The organism is Nostoc sp. JL31 (genome assembly GCF_017114965.1).
GTDB lineage: Bacteria > Cyanobacteriota > Cyanobacteriia > Cyanobacteriales > Nostocaceae > Nostoc > Nostoc punctiforme_A.
In genome coordinates, this window is the sequence record NZ_JABXKO010000026.1 from 1 (window position 1) to 20265 (window position 20265).

Consider the following 20265-nt stretch of genomic DNA (forward strand, 5'->3'; position numbering starts at 1 on the left):
CAGGTCTCATTTATACAAACAAAAAGCCCCACGCTCCACAGCCTGGGGCTTTTTGCTTATTATACTTGTTGGGTAATGTAATAAGCTCAAAAATCCTTGAGACCTTCCTTCTTGTGATAAGGCTTTTAGTGATGTTCTAACTAAGCTATAATTTTTAGTTCACAATGAGGTAGATAGCATATCTTTATAATATTAATGTCATTGATGCCAACTTCCTCCACTGCTACTATTCCTCATTTAATTGCTGCTGGCTTTCATGCTCTTTCCGATCCACTCAGGATTAGTGTGCTGGAATTACTACGAAGCACAGTTTAAAGCTACCCGACAAAGAAATTGGGTAGAAGTTTTCTATAGAGAAGCTCTCGTGTTGGTTAGGTCTAAAAGAATATCAAGTTCGAGATAAAAGAAGTCTAATTACCCTCTGTAGGTTTGGTTCTAAATTGATAGAAACTTGAGTAAAACTGATCAAACAACAGCTACCTCTGGAATCGCACCCTGCATTCTCCCGAAAGCGTCAATCAAATTCTGCAATTGTTGATCTGCTTTAAAAACTCCTAATCCGCGCACCGTCACTTTCCCAGGAGAATACACAAAACGCGTCTTGAGATTGTCTGGTAAATTCGCCGCCAACAAATTCCAAGCAGGTTCCTCCATTGGTGTTTCTAAAACGACGTGCTGCTTTTGTTCTGGCTTAATGCGGTTAAATCCGAGTTTTTTCGCTAGCTGTTTGAGTTCCATGACTCGCAAAAGTTGATTTGCAGGGACAGGTAAACTACCATAGCGATCGCTCCACTCGGCTGCAATTAACTTTAATTCTGATTTAGATTTAGCTGTCGCCACCGCCCGATAAGCACTCATCTTTTGATCCAAATCGGTGATATAATCTGCCGGAATAAATGCTGTCAGGTTAAGGTCAATCTGGGTATCCTCCACTTTCGGAATTTCTTGTCCTCGGATTTCCCGAATTGCTTCTTCTAGCATTTCCATGTATAAATCAAAACCGATGGCATCCATTTGACCGGATTGTTCAGCACCTAGCAAGTTACCCACGCCTCTGATTTCCATGTCGCGCATCGCTAGCTGATACCCAGAACCTAGCTGAGTAAATTCCTGAATTGCTCGTAAACGTTGCCGTGCCGCGTCAGATAACGTCCGCTGCTTCGGATAAAATAACCAAGCATGAGCTTGGATACCTGCACGTCCCACACGACCGCGTAATTGATACAGCTGTGCCAATCCAAAGCGGTGAGCATCTTCAATCAAAATCGTGTTGACTCGTGGAATATCTAAGCCAGATTCAATAATTGTCGTACAAACAAGGATGTCTGCATCACCATTGCTGAAAGTGAGCATGGTTGATTCTAACTCGCTTTCATCCATTTGACCGTGAGCGATCGCAAATCTAGCTCCCGGTATCACTTCTCGCAAATTGGCTGTTGTCTCTTCAATGCCGTCCACCCGTGGAACTACATAAAATACCTGTCCGCCTCTGTCTAATTCTTGACGAATCGCAGTGCGGATACTTTCGGAATTAATCGGTGACAAATGGGTTTTAATCGGTCGTCTGGTTGGGGGTGGCGTGGTAATCAAACTCATTTCCCGAATTCCCGATAAGGACATATACAAAGTCCGGGGAATGGGAGTGGCGGAGAGGGTAAGCACGTCCACTTGAGTTTTCAAGCTTTTAATTTTCTCTTTCTGGTTTACCCCAAATCGCTGTTCTTCATCCACTACCAACAGTCCTAAATCCCGAAATGTCACGCCTTTACCTAAAAGTTGGTGTGTACCAACCACTACATCTAATTCACCCGTTGCCAATCGCTTTTGAATCTCGCGGCGTTCTTCAGCAGACCGAAAACGGTTGAGCAAACCAACATTTACGGGATACGGTGCAAAACGTTCTTTGAGTGTATGGTAATGCTGCTGTGTTAAAATAGTCGTTGGCGCAAGGAGTGCCACTTGTTTACCGGCGGTGACTGCTTTAAAAACAGCACGAATCGCCACTTCCGTCTTCCCAAAACCGACATCGCCACAAACTAAGCGATCCATTGGGCGATCGCTTTCCATATCGCGTTTTACATCTTGTACTGCTTTTAGCTGATCCGTTGTGGGTTGGTAGGGGAAAGAATCTTCTAATTCCTCCTGCCAAGGCATATCACTTGGAAAGCTAAAACCTTGTTGTTGCGATCGCGCTGCATACAGTTTCAACAAGTCCACTGCCAATTTTTTAATCGCTTTGCGGACTTTATTCTTGGTATTTTCCCAAGCTTTACCGGTCATCCTATTAAGTTCTGGTGCTTTATCTCCTGCGGCGCGGAACCGCGATAAAGCACCTACTTGATCGGCTGCGACTCTGAGTAACCCATCAGCATACTGCACTACCAAATAATCACGGGTTTCGTTATTAATCGTCAAACTTTCCAGCTTGACAAATTTACCAACACCATGATTTCTGTGAACTACATAATCACCTGGACGCAGCTTATTGGGATCGACTTGCTTAGAAGTAGCTTTGTGGCGCTTGCGGATATAGCCGGGAGTCGCCAAGGAATGCTGCCCAAAAAATTCCCGATCTGTAACGATTACTATTCGGTATGTAGGCAAGATAAAACCTTCTAGTTCCGCAAGCCCAGAATATTTTAGGGCTATAGGAATATGGTTGATTTGCAGCTTATCTATCGCTTGGTAGTCGCGGGGATTGGGAATAAACTGAGCCGGACAGTCATGTTCTTGCAACAGCGAGACAGAACGGGAAGGTTGAGCAGAAAGCAGCCAGATCGAGAAATTGCGATCGCGTTCTTGGCGGATGGTTTCAGCTAGTCTAGCAAACTGGTGTGGCGTGGCTGGAACAGGACGGCTGGCAAGATTGATCCCACTATTTTCCTCTGACAGTTCTGATAAATATAATGTTTTAAATTTGACAACATCAACCAGACAGTCATCAAACGAACGGTGTATTTTCGGCAATGTTAGGGGAGTAGATTCTTCCCCATGCGCCATTCCCCATTGTTCCTGGGCATTTTCCATCCAGCGATCGCTATGAGCATGACACTGTTCTGGCTCATCAATGGCAATCAAGGTATTTTCTGCTAAGTAGTTTAGCAGAGATGCTGGTTGCTCGAATGCTAACCCCAAAAAGCGGCGACTACCCTCAATCAGTGATGAGTGCTGAGTGCTGTTAGCGGTAGCGGGGCGTTCAGCCCGTGCTGAGTCAGAATTTAACTCAGCACTTAGCACTCGGAACTCAGCACTATTCTTCAGTGCAGCCATCACCACAGGAGTAAAGCTTGTGGGGGTAAGAATTAACTGGTCAACTTTGTCGAGGGCGGAACGTTGGGTTGCTGGGTCAAATTCCCGCATTTGCTCGATTTCATCACCAAACCATTCCAACCTGACTGGGAATTCAGAGGAAACCGGGAACACATCAACAATATCGCCCCGCCGACTCCATTGCCCTTCCATTTCCACCAAAGGAACTCTTTCGTACCCCAAAATAGTTATTTTCTCACTGAAGCTATTCAGTTCTAATTCCATCCCTTTTTTCAGGGTAAGACAGAATTGCCCAAAAGCTTCTGGTGGTGGTAAATGAGGTTGCAATGCCCCTTGAGTAGCCACAATCGCCATATTTGTCCTTTGTCCTTTGTCCTTTGTCATTTGTTCTTGGTTTGTTTCTAATGACAACTGAATGACCAATGACTCTTGATTTTTGAGTAAATCTGCCAAAACCTGCATTTGCCCCCAACTCATCTCAGTTTCCGGGTCAAAAGGTTCGTAGGGAGAAGCCTCGGAGGTGGGGTAAAAATGTACTGTTTGCCATCCCATTGCCTCCAGTTGTGCGTAAACGCGTCCAGCTTCTTCCAGAGTGGCGCAAACCACGAACAAATCCTTGCCCTGAGACTGTGCTAATGCCGAAGCTACTAGAGTCTTGGGCAGCCTGGGAATGCCATTTAACCGCAATTCTTGTTGTCGATTCAGCTTAGAAATAAATTCAGTGGTGAGCGGCGATCGGCCTAAGGCACGCACAATAGAAGAAAATGACATAAGTACTACTAGCGATGGGAGTCTTTGTGGGTCAGCAAATCTTGAGGCAGTTTATGTCAACTATTTTAAAAGTGTTAACAGCTTTCTTATTCTTTCGGTGGAAGAATAATCCACAGTGACCAATAAACTTCAGAACTATAACTACTACTTTGTGTATAGTCAAAGTATTTATCGAAGCACCTTTAATACTAGATACTAGGGATTGAGCTACGTTTGCTCTGATAAGCGGCAATTTTAAACATGTCCTCCATCACTTTTGAAATTTTAATCATTTTGGTGCTAATTATTGCCAATGGCGTGTTTTCTATGTCTGAGATGGCGATTGTCTCGGCACGGAAAGTAAGGTTACAACAGCTTGCCAATCAAGGAGATGCCAAGGCAATGGCAGCATTGAAATTAGCGGAGTCTCCAAATCATTTCCTGTCAACTGTTCAAGTAGGTATTTCCCTGATCGGTATCCTGACTGGTGCTTTTGGAGGAGCAACAATTGCCAACCGACTGGCAGTCTTTGTAAAACTTGTCCCTTTGTTAGCACCTTATAGTGAACCGCTATCCTTTGGAATAGTAGTTTTGCTCATTACCTATTTCTCACTGATTGTTGGCGAATTGGTACCAAAGCGTCTGGCATTAAACAACCCAGAAAGAATTGCATCGAATGTAGCTATTCCAATGCGTGCTTTATCGGCGATCGCTTCGCCAATGGTATATCTCTTAAGTGCTTCGACAGATTTGATCTTACGAGTGCTGGGAATTACAGCTTCTACCGAGCCGCAAGTTACCGAAGAAGAAATTAAAATCTTAATTGAGCAAGGCACTGAGGCGGGAACCTTTGAGGAAGCTGAACAGGATATGGTAGAGCGAGTATTTCGTTTAGGCGATCGCCCTGTCAGTTACTTAATGACACCCCGTCCTGATATTGTTTGGCTAGACTTAGACGACTCTGCCGAAGAAAATCGCCAAAAAATGGTTGATAGTGCTTATTCTCGGTATCCAGTTTGTCAGGGGGGACTTGACAATGTGCTAGGTGTTATCCCTGTCACCGACTTATTAGCCAGGAGTTTCCGAGGGGAACCACTAGATTTAACAGTGGGATTGCGACAGCCCGTATTTGTGCCAGAAAGCACCCGTGGCTTGAAAGTTTTGGAATTGTTCAAGCAAACCATCACTCACATGGCGCTGGTAGTGGATGAATACGGCGTAATTCAAGGATTAGTCACTCTCAACGACATCATGAGCGAAATCGTGGGTGATGTTCCTTCAACAGATGGACAGGATCAACCCCAAGCTGTGCAACGCGAAGATGGTTCCTGGCTTTTGGATGGGATGTTGCCTGTAGAGGAGTTTTTGGAACTTTTTGGTATGGAACAGTGGGAATCTGAGGAACGCGGCAGTTATCAAACATTAGGCGGTTTTGTGATCACACATTTAGGTCGTATTCCTGCCGCAGCAGATCATTTTGAATGGCAAAGTATGCGAATTGAAGTAATGGATATGGATGGTAATCGCGTTGATAAGGTGCTAGTCGTACCAAAGGCTTCTAAATCAGCAGATACGAAAAAAGCTGATTAGGATTGGGCATTGGGCATTGGGCATTGATAATTATTGTTTACTATTTCCCATACGCCATAATAGCCAATGCCCTATTTATGCAATTTATCAAGTGCGAGATAGACGTTTGACCTCTTCACCTGCCAACATCTGATGAGCTTGTTCCAAAAGTTGGGGGATTTTATCGGCGTAGGGATGACGAGCGAGACATTGCCGCAAGTCTAATTCATCTAGCAGGTCGGCTTTGTTGCCGGGGAACCAGTGACCGCCATTGCCAAGCAGGTTGTAGCGCATTTTAGCGTAGTCTACTAGGTCGTAGGCGATCGCTAAATTCCGCAGCCACAAAATCACCCGAATATTGACCTCACCAGGGGTTTCGTCAAAGTTTGGTAGATTTGTTTCCCAGGATTTTACCCAATCTTCTCCCAAAGTAGCGATCGCTTCTTCTTCCAACCTTGCTAAAATTGGCGGCAAAATTTCTGATGCCTGATCTATTAATTCTAAAGTCTTCAGATGTTCGTCAAAATCTTGTGGTTTTGCTGCTCCCAAGCTCAGAGTATGCACCTCTTGATGACTCAAACAAAACAAATCATTAAACACCATTGGACTCAACGGGGCGCAAATATCTACTAATTTTTGGGGAGGCTCATACAACAAACCTCCTTTATTAGATGGGCTAATAATAAACACCCCCATATCGTGGCGTTTAGCTGCTTCGATTGCCGCCCAATTCCATTGATTAATGTAGTACCAGTGCAGGTTCACGTAATCAAATTGATTGGTATTAATTGTCTGCACAATTATATCTGTCGAGCCGTGTGTGGAAAAGCCAATAAATCTAACTTTTCCCTCTGCTCGCAACTGCTGTGCTACTTCCAAACAGCCGCCAGGACGGATGCTTTCATCTAACGACTCAGGATGATTAATGCCGTGCAACCCTAAAAGGTCAACATAATCTAGCTGGAGATTTTTCAAGGATTGCTCAAATGTCTGCCGAAATTTTTTCGCATCTGCCTTTGGATTGATTTTTGTCTGAACAATCAACTTTTCGCGGGGAAACTTGGGCAATATTCTCCCCAATTGCATTTCAGAAGTGCCATAACCACGGGCAGTTTCAATATGATTAATTCCAACTTCGATTGCCCTTTTAATAGTCGCTTCCAGATTTGCCTGGTTATTAGGAGGAATTTCATGATTGGGAACATCTTCCCATTTGAACTGATATCTCATGCCACCGCAGGAAAACACTGGCATCTGTAATTCTGTGCGCCCAAATCTTCTATATAGCATCAGTGGATTGTGGATTGCTTACCAACTTAAAATCTAAAAACGATAGTCATTCCAGCTTTCAGTGCCACAATCATTCCTCTGTTCAATCTGTGACACTAGCAATATTCATCGCATTCTTAAATCGGTCAGGTCTTTTGGTTATTGGATTTTTACCAATATTCCAGTTCCACAGACTAATTATCTCATCGTAGTTACCACTTTCTCAAGTTTAGACCAAGAAATGGCAAAACAACCCAGCAGTGCTGAGTTGTACGAGGGTGAACGAACAAAAAAGTTCAAATTAATTTTTTGCAATCTGAGACTGCGCCTGAGTTAAGCAAGTTTTCAATTTTTCAGCTAAGACTTGTACATGAGGTTCTTTAAGTATGTCAAGGTGAGATCCGGGAATGTAATGGATATCTAATCCTCCAGCCACTACCTCGTCCCAGCCAAATAGAGGAGCGTATTCTATGCCTATAGCTTCGTCCCGATTTTTATCCTCTGTCCGCAAAAGAATAGCTCGACCAAGATAAGGTGAAAAAATATAGTCATTAAGGGCTTGAGTGTTAGTATCTATAATCTTTAAATGCTTGTCAGTTTCAGGTACATGAAGTACGTCTTCCAAGTAACGGTTATATGTATTTTTCAGTTCTTGTTTACGCCAATAACTCCATCTCACAATCTTTTGCCAAAGGTAGTTAGGCCCTTTTTGAACAATATTATTTAAATGCAAAAAAACTCGCTTGAGAAATGGCGACTGCCAGCTATAACCTATACGACAACTATCAAGCATAACTAAAATGCCGACTTGTTCGCCTTGCTCTTGGAGTTGCCGAGCCATCTCAAAGGCAACTGTACCCCCAAAAGAATAACCTCCGAGAAAATAAGGCCCATGAGGTTGAAGGGTCTGAATTTCTTGAATGTAGTACGCTGCCATATCTTCAATGCGGGTATGGAGAGGGTGTTTTCCATCTAGTCCCCGTGGTTGTAATCCGTAAAATGGTTGTTCTGTCCCCAAATACAATGCCAATTCACGGAAACATAAGACTTCTCCACCCAGCCCGTGAATACAGAAGAAAGGTGGCTTGGAGCCGTTGGGCTGAATTTCTACCAGAGATGACCAGCTACATTTTGACGGATTTAAGGTATTTACTAAAGCCGAGTTTGTTGTTAAATCTTCTTCTTGAGAGATTATTTTGGCTAGAGCCTCTACAGTCCCTGACTGGAAAAGAATGGCAAGCGGCAGGTTTTTACTAAATGTCTTTTCAATTTGCCAAAATAGTTTTACTGCTAGGATAGAATGTCCTCCTAGCTCGAAGAAGTTATCCCTAACACCAATGGGCTGGACACCTAAAGTTTGTTCCCAAATCTGGGTTAATTGGCGCTCCACTTCATTGCGAGGAGCAATAAAGGTGGCTTCTGGCTCTTGCCTCGATAAGTCTGGTGCAGGTAGGGCACGCCGGTTTACCTTGCCGTTGGCGGTTAAGGGCATGATGTCCAGCAAGACAAAAGCCGAAGGTACCATGTACTGTGGCAATTTTGTCGAGAGGAAGCCCCGGATATCAGTAATCGCGATCGCTGAGTCTTGATTCGGTATAATGTAAGCCACCAAACGTCGATCGCCAGGAATATCTTCACGGGCAATCACTACAGTCTGGAGTACATCTGGGTGTTGGGCTAAAACCGTTTCAATTTCCCCTGGTTCAATGCGTATCCCCCGGATCTTGACTTGATGATCTCGGCGACCGAGAATTTCTAGAGAGCCATCTGGACGATAGCATCCGCGATCGCCTGTATAATAAAGCCAATCCTGGCGATCGTTCCGAAAAGGATTCTTCACAAACCGAGAACGGTTTTCTTGCTGGGCATTGATGTAGCCCAAACTGCGGAATGGAGTTCGGATTACAATCTCGCCTGGTTCACCGATACCGCATGGTTGGTGATTTGGTGTGAAAACCAGTGCTTGAGTTTGCGGCAGCGGCAATCCAACTGGCTGTACACCAGGGCTACACTCAACAGGTACTCGGTAATAACACTTTGCCAAGGTTGTCTCTGTCGGCCCGTAGAGATTGATTATTTCACCAGATTCGGGAAAAGCATCCCGCCAACGAACTACAAGGGTTTCTTTCAGAGGTTCTCCAGCCAAGAATAACCAGCGTAAGTTACGTAAAGAGACTCCTGACGGCACATTCGCTAACCATAATTGCGCCAGCGAAGGAACTGTATGCAGTACAGAAATTTGCTCGTTTTCCAAATAACGCAGAATTCTAGTCGGTTCTAAGTTATCCTCTTCTTCTGGCAAACAGAGGGTTGCACCACTAGTTAAAGGTAAAAAGATATCTCTGAGGACGACATCAAAAGAAAGACCAGTTAATTGGGCAACGCGGTCTTGCTGATTAATTTTAAAGGTATGTCGCTGCCAGTTCAGAAAATGCGCCAACCCTTTATGACACCCCAGCACCCCTTTCGGTACACCAGTAGTGCCGGAAGTAAAGAAAATATAAGCTGCATCGTCAGCAGCGATTTCAGGTAGATTTACTGCTTCAATACTCTTTTGGAAATTTATGGCTTCTCCTGTGTCTCGGTTGACACAGATGCTAGTTAAAGACTCCCATATCTTTTCGTCTTCTGGGCGCTGACCATCAATATATAATATGTATTTAGCTTTAGCTTCCTGTAGCATCAGCCGCTGGCGTTGGCTGGGAAGTTTCGGATCGAGTGTGAGTAGCACACCGCCACTCAAGAGTACGCCCAGCACACTGGCAATTAGCGCAAAGCTGCGTGCCCCAAACACGGCTACGACATCTCCCCGCTCTACTCCGTGAGATAACAAAACCTGTGCTAAGGTTTGAGCGATTTTGCCCAACTCTCCATAATTCCAAGTGCGAAATCCTTGACGAAGTGATGAATGTTCTGGGGTACGATTTACCCAAGAGGTAAACATTGTTGTCGTCAATTCATACCGTGGTTCTGGCAAAACCGCCCTTGGTTCTGGCAGCAAAAGTTGCGCTTTTGGTGTCACCAGAGAATATAAACTAATTTTCCTCTCTGGAGCAGCAACAATTTGATTCAGCAAGTGATGGAATTGATCAAGCATTTCCATCATCCGTTCTGAAGTAAACAGATCGGTGTTGTAGACTAAATCAAGTTGGATTCCTTGATTTTGTTCTGTAACGTAAAGGGTTAAGTCGAACTTAGAAGCTGTTTCGAGAATGGAGACTGGTTCTATAGACACTCCAGGTAGTTCCAGTTGGATGTCCCTTAAGTTGAGCATATTAAACCACACTTGAAATAGTGGGTTGCGACTGGTATCTCGCTCTGGTTGCAGTTCTTCTACCAGCTTCTCGAAGGGCATATCTTGATGGGCATAAGCATCTAATGCCATCTGGCGAACTCGATTTAGGACTGAACGAAAACTGGGGTTCTCGGCAAAATCAGTCCGTAAAACAACGGTGTTAATAAAAAATCCAATTAACCCTTCAATCTCAGAACGATTACGGCCGGCAATGGGAGAACCGATAAGAATGTCTTCTTGCCCAGTATAGCGGTGCAGTATTGTCCCAAAGGCTGCCAGCAATGTCATGAATAGAGTGACACCCTCCTGATGCGAGAGTTCTGTGAGTGATGCACTCAAAGTCTTCGGTAGCATCAGAGATTGGGCTGCTCCTTGGTAAGTTTGCACTGGTGGCCGTGGTCGGTCGGTGGGCAATTCCAGTACAGTATTAGCACATGCTAATTGGGTTTTCCAATAGTTAATTTGCTTGGAAAGAACCTCACCTGATAGCCATTGGTGCTGCCACACAGCAAAATCCGCATACTGAATGGGCAATTTTGCTAAGGGGGAAGGCTTACTACTCAAAAAGGCTTCATAAAGCGCTATTAACTGCTGCCAAAGAATACCAATTGACCAACCATCTGAAGCGATGTGGTGCATCATTAACAAGAGTATATGCTCCTGTTGGTCTACTTGGAGCAAAGTAGCACGCAACATCAAGTCAGATTCTAAGTTGAAGGGGCGTTGCACTTCTTGATGTAGGAGAAATTCTACTTGCTCCTTTGTTACCTTAATGATTTTAAGTTCTACTGCCCGAGGCGTCCCAATTACTTGTATGGGGCTACCATCAGGTGATGTAATAAAGTTGGTTCGCAATGCCTCATGATGGACAACGATCGCATCTAATGACTGTTGCAATACACCCACATTTAATTTACCCGTTAAGCGCTGTGCATTGGAGACGATATATGCTGTGCTGTTAGGTTCCAACTGCTCCAAAAACCAGACTCGCTGTTGGGCAAAGGATAGAGGTGCTGATTCCCGATTGGCTATTTGGGGAATAGTTTGATTTTGGGGATCATTTTCTGGAGTTTGGTTTTGGGCAATCGCTTGAGCTAAAGTAGCGATCGTGGGATTCTCAAATAAAAGTTGCAACGGTATTTCTATTTGAAAAGCTTGACGAACTCTAGACATCACTTGAGTGGCCAGTAGTGAATGCCCTCCCAATTCAAAAAAATTGTCGTGGATTCCTACTTGTTCCAGACGCAAAACTTTCGCCCAAATGCCAGCCAAGATTTCTTCTGTCGAATTCTGAGGTGGAACAAAGTTACTTGACAGCCTAATATCAGATGTATCTGGTGCAGGTAAGGCGCGGCGGTCTATTTTACCGTTGGGATTTAATGGTAGAGTGTCCAAAAATACAAAGAAACTAGGCACCATGTATTCAGGCAACCGAGTTTCCAAAAAGCGACGCAATTCAGCCTGGCTAGGAATTTGCTCTGGACGGGCAACAATATATGCTACAAGTCGCTTGTCCCCAGGAACATCCTCTTTGGCTATGACTAACGTCTGTGTCAGTGCCGGATGTTGAGCTAATATAGCTGCAATTTCTCCTAATTCAATTCGGAAACCACGTATTTTAACTTGGTCGTCAATGCGACCAATAAACTCGATATTACCGTCGCTCAAATAACGTGCCAAGTCCCCAGTTTTGTAAAGGCGTGCCCCAGGTTCAGAGCTAAAAGGGTTGAAAATAAACTTCTCTGTGGTCAATTCTGGACGGTTAAGATAGCCTCGCGCTAAACCAATACCGCCAATGTGCAGTTCACCTGATTCACCAACAGGCACTGGCTGCAAATTTTCATCAAGGATGTGAATCTCTGCATTGGTAATCGGACGACCAATGGGTGCAATAGCATAATTAATACCGCGCTGGCAACTCCAGAAAGTGGTATCAATGGAAGCTTCTGTCGGACCATAGCAATTATGTAAAACATTGTCCAAATTCAGTTGGGTAAAGAAGCGTTCTATAAGTTCGCCAGGTAAAGCTTCACCACCGCAGGTAATGTGTCTGATAAATCGGCAATTCTCAATTCCCCTCTCTTCCAATAAGACACGCAGTATGGAAGGTACTAAAGCCAAAACGGTAATTTGCTGCTCAGTAATCACCTTCACAAGGTAGGCTGTATCTTGATGTCCACCAGGGCGAGCCATAAATAATTGCCCCCCAAAGCACAATGGCCAGAATATCTGCCACACTGAGGGATCAAAGCTAAAAGAAATAGTCAGTAAAACTTTGTCTGTATGAGTTAATCCAAAAGTTGTTTGCTTCCAGTGGAGTTGATTGCAGATACCACGGTGAGGGATCATTACACCCTTGGGCTGTCCTGTAGAACCAGATGTGTAGATTACGTAGATGAGGTTATCAGCCGTAGTTTGGTTTACAGGATTTTCTTGACTATTTTGAATATTCCCTTGCCAGTCTAAGTCCAGACAAACCACTTGCGCCTGATGCGGTGGTAAGTTCTTGACCAATTTTTCTTGGGTTAACAATACTGGCGTCTGGGTGTCTTCCAAGATAAAAGCTAAACGTTCTGAGGGATATGCCGGATCTAAAGGCACATAAGCGCCTCCAGCTTTGAGAATGCCCAGTAGTCCTACAATCATCTCTAAGGAGCGCTCTAAGCATATACCTACAAGTACTTCCGGCCCAACGCCTAAAGCACGTAGCTGGTGAGCTAGTTGATTCGCCCGCTGGTTTAACTGTTGATAAGTAAGTTGTGTATTTTCACATACTACTGCAATGGCTTGGGGCGATCGCTCTACTTGCATCTCAAATATTTGATGAATGCATAGATCCTGATGATGAACTACTTGGGTGTCGTTCAATTCCTGTAAAACCTGAGTGCCGATGATGTGAGTTAAGGTATTTAAGGTAATATTTTGCTTATATTCTGATGTTTTACTATTTATTTGCATTTTCTATATTAAAGTCAGTGGGCATAAAATAATTAAAGTTTTATGAGGACGTAAATCATTAAAGGTTTATAACTAAAAAATATGTGAGCAAATACAGCCCCCAATCTATAGAAAATGAGCAGAATACTATTAATTCTCACATAGCCAACATACATATAGCAATTTTGAATGATACACACGCTAGCAGCACACAGATATGTTTTGTGCCTCTACTAATTGTTTGGACTCCAAGCAATTGTAAACTGCTATAATACTTCCCAAACTCAAAAGTTGCTATTTGGCTTTTGACTATTACCAGTACCTCCATTTCAGCATTGAGAAGAGGTTGATAATAATTTTTTTGGTATCTGGCACAGGTTTTCCATCTACAGACGCCACTTTTTATTGTTTAAGAACCTGCCCAATGTATTGATTTCATCTGATTTGCTAGTCACCATACTTTCACGCTATCTTTTATTGATTGAAATGAAACTCTTAATGACAATTGAATCCAAAAGATCAAATTTCTGTTTTAGCCAATAAATACAAATACTTACACGCAATTATAAAAATACATTAGCCTATCTCAGTAAAATCTACTGAACGAAAAATATTTTTTACAAAATCTTCATTTTCTCTTGAATTATATAAAATTAATGTAAAGTCGTAATATTATTTTTTTGAAGAATTTAGGCGAATCTCATGAAACCCAACTATATAATAGGCTTCATTTTTGTAACATCACTCTTGTACTCTAAACTACAGTCTCGTCGTCAAAGTTACTGCCTTTTTTAAGACTTCATTTAGAAATGTCCATGAAACTGACTCAAGTTTAACCATAGATATTCAAAAATGTAAACTTTTATTACAAATATCAAATTTTTGATGCATTTTATTATAAATTATGTGTACATTTTGTTAATCAGTAATTATGCGTAAAAAAATTAAATACATAAGACAACTTTATAATCAAAGCTGAATTAGTCTAAATAAATATGCTAGAGTAATTTCTGAGGTGATATCAATCATTCTATACCTCTAAAAAGCGAAACCCTCCAAGATATCTGCGATATCTATAATTAATTCATCTGATTTTGTATTAGTAACCGCGAAAATTATAATATTTTTATTTTGCTTGCTTGATTATTAATATCAGGAGTTTTGTTTAAGTACTAATCTAAATTGACCAACAAACAAATCCTTTTTTTGATTAAGTTTTACAAGATTAAAATCTGATTATAGGCTGCAATCAAACCGAGGTATATCGGTAGTAACAGCACTCAAACCAACCCTGGAGGATACTTTTAATAAAGAACTTAAGTTACTCCTAAGAAAATGGTTAAAACTAGACTAAAAAGTTAAGGTTTCTTTGTAAATCAAAATAGTGAGATACCCAAATTTTCTTGTATATCTAATGCTCCTATCAAATTTTACCTACACCAAGTGTTCCTAACTTATGAGTAATCAAAGCATTACAACAAATAAATTCAGTGAAGTGCCTTTGGATTTACGTGCATCGACATTTGTCACGGTACGTAAGGGTTCGTGGTGGTTGAGATTAACAACATTATTCTTAGTAGACTGTACTCTTTTATTTCTAGCTTGGGTTTTAGCAGCATATCAATCTACTTCTGGAAATTTTACTTGGTATATACCAAGTCATTATTTACCGATTTTAACAGCTATTGGGATTCAAATAGGATCGCTAGCTGTCGAAGGTATTTATCGAGAAGGTCAAAAACGCTATGATTATTTCAATATTATCAAATCGCTAACTTTTGCTCATGGATTAATCCTTTTAGTTAGTTTTTTGTATAAACCAGTTATTGATATCACACGTCCAAGATTAATATTGTTACCTTGGCTGCTAAGTATATTTTTTATTTGTACTGGTAGATATGCTGTAAATATTACTCTTGAATATCTACGCAAGCAGAAAAAAATAGTTCGTTCTTCTGTTTTCATTATTTGCGATCCTCAAGATCACGAGCAAATTGCGAGTTTTATAAAAAAAGAAAAGCATTACATTGTATCTGGAACGGCGAATGCTAATTCACTAGACAGATACAAACGTCAGCAAACGTTGACTCAGCTTAATCAACTAGGGGTGACAGAAGTTTTTATATCTTGGGATGCGCTAAAAAATAGAATGTTTTTGTGCTGGTTATTTCAAGCATCTGGGATACAAGTACATATTTTACCGATGGAATTAAAACCAATTTATAAAAACGTACAATTCAACAAAATAGGGGGAATGCCTTGTCTGAGTTTGGACTGTCCGATAATTACAGGTAAAGATTTTTGGATAAAGCGTAGTTGTGATTTTTGTTTTGCGACTTTATTTGTAATGTTGTTATTCCCAATTTATATAGCTATAGCTATAGCTATAAAAATTGACTCTCCAGGCACAGTATTTTACAGACAAACGCGTATAGGTTTACATGGTCAACAGTTTAAAGTATGGAAATTCAGAACGATGAGGTCTGATGCGGAAAAATTACAGAAAGAATTAGAAGCTTTAAATGAAACAAAAGATGGAATTATCTTTAAAATTAAAGATGATCCTCGCATTACCCGTGTTGGAAAATTTCTTCGTCGTTACAGTTTAGACGAATTACCTCAACTGTTTAACGTTATCCTTGGAGAAATGAGTATAGTCGGACCTCGCCCTTTACCTACCAGAGATGTTGAAAAGTTTTCTGAACATCATTTTATTCGACATGAAATTTTACCTGGGATTACAGGTCTTTGGCAAGTATCAGGTCGCTCAGATATTTTAGATTTTGAACAAGTGATTCATCTAGATATTAGCTATATCGAAAATTGGTCACTTGGGTTAGACTTTGAAATTCTCCTGAAAACAGTTATGGTGGTTTTGAAAAAAGACGGTGCTTACTAACAGAAACAATTCATAGTAGGATAGCTAGGATTAGAGAATTTACTTTCCGTATCAATCAATAAATTTATTGCAAGTCTTCAGTTTAATTTATAGCGGATTAAATTTAGATTTTTCTACCTTACTGAGTAATTAGCTACCTGTTTGAGGGTACTCTAGAAAAATCGGATATATCCGAAAAAATCATGGTGGCTCAAAATGAAAGAATTAAGCTGAATTAAGAATTATAAGAATGGTAGAAAAGTACAAATTCATAAGTAATTCCTTCTCAATGATACTCAATCGGTTAGCACAAAGTGTTACAGCCTTTGTATTAACCGCTTCGATTGCTCGTACTCTAGGAGCTGAAGCTTTAGGGCAGTATCTACTAGCATATAGCTACTATTTCATCTTTGTGGGCATTGCTTCACAAGGTCTAAAAACATTGTTTACTAGAGAACTAGCTCGTGAGCCACAAAAAACACCAGTCTATTTAATTAGTGGTACTTGCCTACAGTTAATATTTAGTTTTTTCAGTTATGCGGCATTGGTGATTGTAGTATTTTTACTTCCCTATAGTTCCAAAACCTCGACTGTTTGTTACATAATGGGCTTAACGATCATTCCCTTTGCGCTTTCTAATATCACAGAGGCGATTTTTCAAGCTAAAGAAAAGATGCATCTGATTGCGATCGCTACAGTGCCAGTCTATATTTTACGCCTAATAATCATGATTTGGGCGATGCAGCTAAAATATGGAATTGAGTATTTGGGGGCGATCCTACTTTTTTCAGAAACATTAATTTTGGTAATTGAATGGATTTTTATAGCCCGGTTAGTAAGAATACAATGGCAAATTGATAGGGATTTTGTCTTTAACACAATCAAAAGTGCGCGTACGTTTTTTGCTATTGAAGCAATAGCTGTAGTTAGTGGCAGAATACAAATATTGATCCTTTCATTGTTAGGAAATGAGTTTTTAGTAGGTTTATTTGGCGGAATAACACAATTATTACAACCCTTTATGATTATTGCTAACAGTATAAGTTTAGCAATATTTCCCAGACTTTCAAAGGCAGTAGAGCAAGGACGGGAGAAGCAGAGGCAGATAGCTGAAAATATTATAGAAATCCTATTAATCATTGCATTACCCTTATATCTTGGAATCTTATTGTTTGGCAAAGATTTACTAGTTTTTCTCTATAATGCTAGCTTTGCTGAAGCAAATATAGCCCTTGTTATAAGTGCTGCATCACTCGTTTTTTTGCCGTTTACACGCTCACTGAGTTATTTACTTGTAGCCAATGGTTTCGAGATAGTGAACCTACGTGAAGTAGTTATTACCACTACATTAGGGAGCTTAGGAGGTATTGTATTAGTTTCGCACTATCAGTTACTAGGTGCAGCTTTAATGGCATTATTAATGACTATTTCTGGTTTTAGCCAGTATGTTTATTTCACCTATAATCGCCTATTTCCATTAAATTTATGGAGAATTATCCGCCGACCATTAATAATAACTATTGTAATGTTACCTGTATTAATATTATTACAAAAACTTAGCTTAGACTTTATATTAACTCTAATTATTGCAACTTGTGCCTATGGTTTATTTGTGATTTATTTAGGTATTCGTGCCTTTGGAGGGTTTCGTTTTTTATGGTTCAAATTGTTAAGTAAGATAGCAGTAAGCCGTTTAAGATAAATTCTTATCATTAACTCATCAAAAATGGGAAAATAAATAATTTAAGGTGAGGGTATAATTTAAATTATGATTAAAGTTGCTTTATTGCATTTTAGCTTTGAAGATTACACAATTGAATTAGCAAACAGCCTGGTTAAACATGTTGATTTAACGCTAATTCACCCAGAAAAACTCTCAAATGCCTGTAGCAATGTTCTTGATTCCAGTATCCGCGTAATTAGCTTTAAAAAACCACGGATTCGCGACCCACGCAGCCTATTGTCTATGTACGCTATGATGCGTATTATCAAAGACATACAGCCAGATGTCTTACATGTGCAAGAAACTAACGATCCTTGGTATGATTGGACTTTGTTAGTCAACAAAATGCCGCCATTGGTGACAACTATCCACGATATATTCCGTCACCCAGGAGATAGCATGAGTGTATTCGGTTCAGAGTATACCAGACGTATTGCCTTCTATCGTTCCCAACAATTGATTGTCCATACTCATCAACTAAAAAAGATTTTAACTGAACAATTTCGTATACCTCAAGAGCGAGTCAATGTTTTACCACATGGGGAACTTGGTAGTTTATATCAACGCCGGGGTAAACAGAATAGTCAGACTCGTGAGCCAAATACACTACTATTTTTTGGTCGCATCTGGCCCTACAAAGGATTGAAATATTTACTTCAGGCTATGCCTTTAATTGCTGAACGGATACCTGAAATCAAGCTGATTATCGCTGGACGGGGAGAAAACATAAAACAATATTTCCCTAATGGTTATGATGAGAAACGCTACGAAATTATCAATGACTTTATCCCCCTTGAAGAAGTAAGTAATCTATTTCAACGCAGTACGGTAACAGTTCTACCATATATAGAAGCCTCTCAAAGTGGTGTGGCAGCCTTATCTTATGGGATGGGAACACTGGTTGTAGCCTCTGAAGTAGGGGGATTAAGTGAGATAATTCAGCATAAAAAAGATGGGTTGTTAGTTCCACCTTGTGATGTCCAATCTTTAGCTGATGCCATTATTTATTTGTTAAGCGATCGCGATTTGCAACAAAGTATGCGAACTGCGGCATTAGCTCGTTGTCAGGAAGATTTAAATTGGTCAAATATTGCTGCTCAAACAGCTCAAGTTTATTATAAAGAACTGAATATGCCAAATAAATATTAGTTCAACTATTATGAGGAAAATACTAATTTTTGCTGAACAGGGATTCACAATTGCGAGCTTACTGATGTATTCAGGAGCAGTCATTGTTCTTTTACTGTCAGGAGGAGCAGGACAGAGCGATTTAGTAGAATATGATAGCTCTGTGATACGGGTTATTTTTTCTTTAATCTACGCAGTTACAGTAGCACTACTAGTTTTGCGTTGGAAGAAAACTCTTTATTTACTTAGTAAAGACTTTTTGCTTTATTTTTTAATTTTATTGGCAGCTATTTCCATTATTTGGTCTTTTGAACCATCAACAACATTAAAAAATAGTTTTGCTCTCATTAATTCCAGTTTATTTGGACTCTATTTTGCTTCGCGATATAGCTTAAAACAGCAATTACATTTACTGGCTTGGAACTTTGCAATTATTATAATACTTAGTTGCGTTTTTGCTATAGCCTTGCCTAAGTACGGGATACAGAGCGATTTGGGTGGCGCAAAGTGGCGTGGAGTATTTACGCACAAAAACGGTCTGGGAGCAAGAATGGTAACGAGTAGTATGACTTTTTTTATCCTTAGTTATCAAAATCAAAAACGTAGTTGGCTTTTTAGGGGTGGGTTTTGTTTGTCAGTACTACTTTTACTCCTTGCGTCTTCAGGTTCATCTCTAATTAATCTATTAATTCTCATATTGGCATTTTTTGCTTTTCAAATTTGGCGCTGGCCATACCAGTTCATGGTACCAACCTTAATAATCATAGCTACTATCAGCCAAAGTTTATATTTTTGGTTGTCTAACAATGCTGATATCCTGTTCAGTGCAATTGGCAAAGATGCGACACTGACCGGTCGAACAGAGTTGTGGCCATTAGTAATTGATAAGATTTGGAAACATCCTTGGCTTGGGTATGGTTATGGTGGATTCTGGCAAGGATGGAATGGCGAATCTGCCGATATTTGGCTTGCAGCTGCATGGACGCCAAACCACCCCCACAATGGCTATCTGGCTCTTTGCCTAGATTTGGGTCTTTTAGGGTTAGCAGTATTCTTTTTAGGATTTTGGCGCAGTTATGTGCAAGGATTTGCTTGGGTGCGTAGTAATAAAACAGCATTCGATATTTGGCCACTTATACACATGACATTTATAGTCTTATCTAGTCTCACTGAGTCTAACTTGATGGAATCAAATAGTTTGACTTGGATACTTTATGTGGCAGTATGTCTCTCAGTCAGAATGTAAAGATGAAGTAAAAACCAGATGATTAATCAATAGAACTGTAACCAGCTAGTAACTGCAACAGTGATGGCTATTATGATGTAGATATGTATATTCATTGTTCAACCCAGTTTCGCCAAAGATGACTATAGGTTACATAAATAAGGTATATTTTAGACTTGAAAAGTGAGTGTTTTACTAAAGTAACGTTTCACATTTCCCTG

At 40.7% G+C, this 20265-nt stretch carries 8 protein-coding genes and 1 pseudogene; 6 read left to right on the plus strand and 3 right to left on the minus strand.

The window, feature by feature from the left end; all coding sequences use genetic code 11:
* Window positions 1-204: 204 nt before the first annotated feature.
* Window positions 205-303 (plus strand): annotated as a pseudogene (locus HWQ43_RS04720) (ArsR family transcriptional regulator); the annotation flags it as partial.
* A 162-nt stretch (window positions 304-465) separates the two neighbouring features.
* On the opposite strand, the gene mfd reads toward HWQ43_RS04720, so the two are convergent.
* Window positions 466-4041, minus strand: coding sequence for a transcription-repair coupling factor (gene mfd / locus HWQ43_RS04725; RefSeq protein WP_292730794.1), 3576 nt, complete (start codon window positions 4039-4041; stop codon window positions 466-468).
* A gap of 240 nt (window positions 4042-4281) precedes the next feature.
* Between mfd and HWQ43_RS04730 the strand changes: the two genes are divergently transcribed.
* Window positions 4282-5610: a hemolysin family protein gene (locus tag HWQ43_RS04730; protein ID WP_292730796.1), complete on the plus strand. Its 1329-nt coding sequence runs from the start codon at window positions 4282-4284 to the stop codon at window positions 5608-5610.
* Between the two features lie 87 nt (window positions 5611-5697).
* Here HWQ43_RS04730 and HWQ43_RS04735 read toward each other — a convergent pair whose 3' ends face one another.
* Both HWQ43_RS04735 and HWQ43_RS04740 read right to left on the minus strand, forming a co-directional pair.
* On the minus strand, window positions 5698-6879 hold the full coding sequence (locus HWQ43_RS04735; protein WP_292730798.1) for an aldo/keto reductase: 1182 nt from the start codon (window positions 6877-6879) through the stop codon (window positions 5698-5700).
* 280 nt (window positions 6880-7159) lie between these two features.
* Window positions 7160-13111, minus strand: a complete 5952-nt coding sequence (locus HWQ43_RS04740; protein WP_292730800.1) for a non-ribosomal peptide synthetase — start codon at window positions 13109-13111, stop codon at window positions 7160-7162.
* A gap of 1435 nt (window positions 13112-14546) precedes the next feature.
* Between HWQ43_RS04740 and HWQ43_RS04745 the strand changes: the two genes are divergently transcribed.
* The 4 genes from HWQ43_RS04745 (at window position 14547) to HWQ43_RS04760 (ending at window position 20065) form a co-directional block, all read left to right on the plus strand.
* Window positions 14547-15989, plus strand: coding sequence for a sugar transferase (locus HWQ43_RS04745; RefSeq protein ID WP_292730802.1), 1443 nt, complete (start codon window positions 14547-14549; stop codon window positions 15987-15989).
* A 229-nt stretch (window positions 15990-16218) separates the two neighbouring features.
* Window positions 16219-17670 carry an oligosaccharide flippase family protein gene (locus HWQ43_RS04750; protein WP_292730804.1) on the plus strand — a complete coding sequence of 484 codons (1452 nt, stop codon included), beginning with the start codon at window positions 16219-16221 and terminating at the stop codon, window positions 17668-17670.
* Between the two features lie 66 nt (window positions 17671-17736).
* On the plus strand, window positions 17737-18840 hold the full coding sequence (locus HWQ43_RS04755) for a glycosyltransferase family 4 protein (RefSeq protein ID WP_292730806.1): 1104 nt from the start codon (window positions 17737-17739) through the stop codon (window positions 18838-18840).
* A gap of 64 nt (window positions 18841-18904) precedes the next feature.
* Complete coding sequence (locus tag HWQ43_RS04760; RefSeq protein WP_292730808.1) at window positions 18905-20065, plus strand: O-antigen ligase family protein; 1161 nt, start codon at window positions 18905-18907, stop codon at window positions 20063-20065.
* Window positions 20066-20265: the final 200 nt, after the last annotated feature.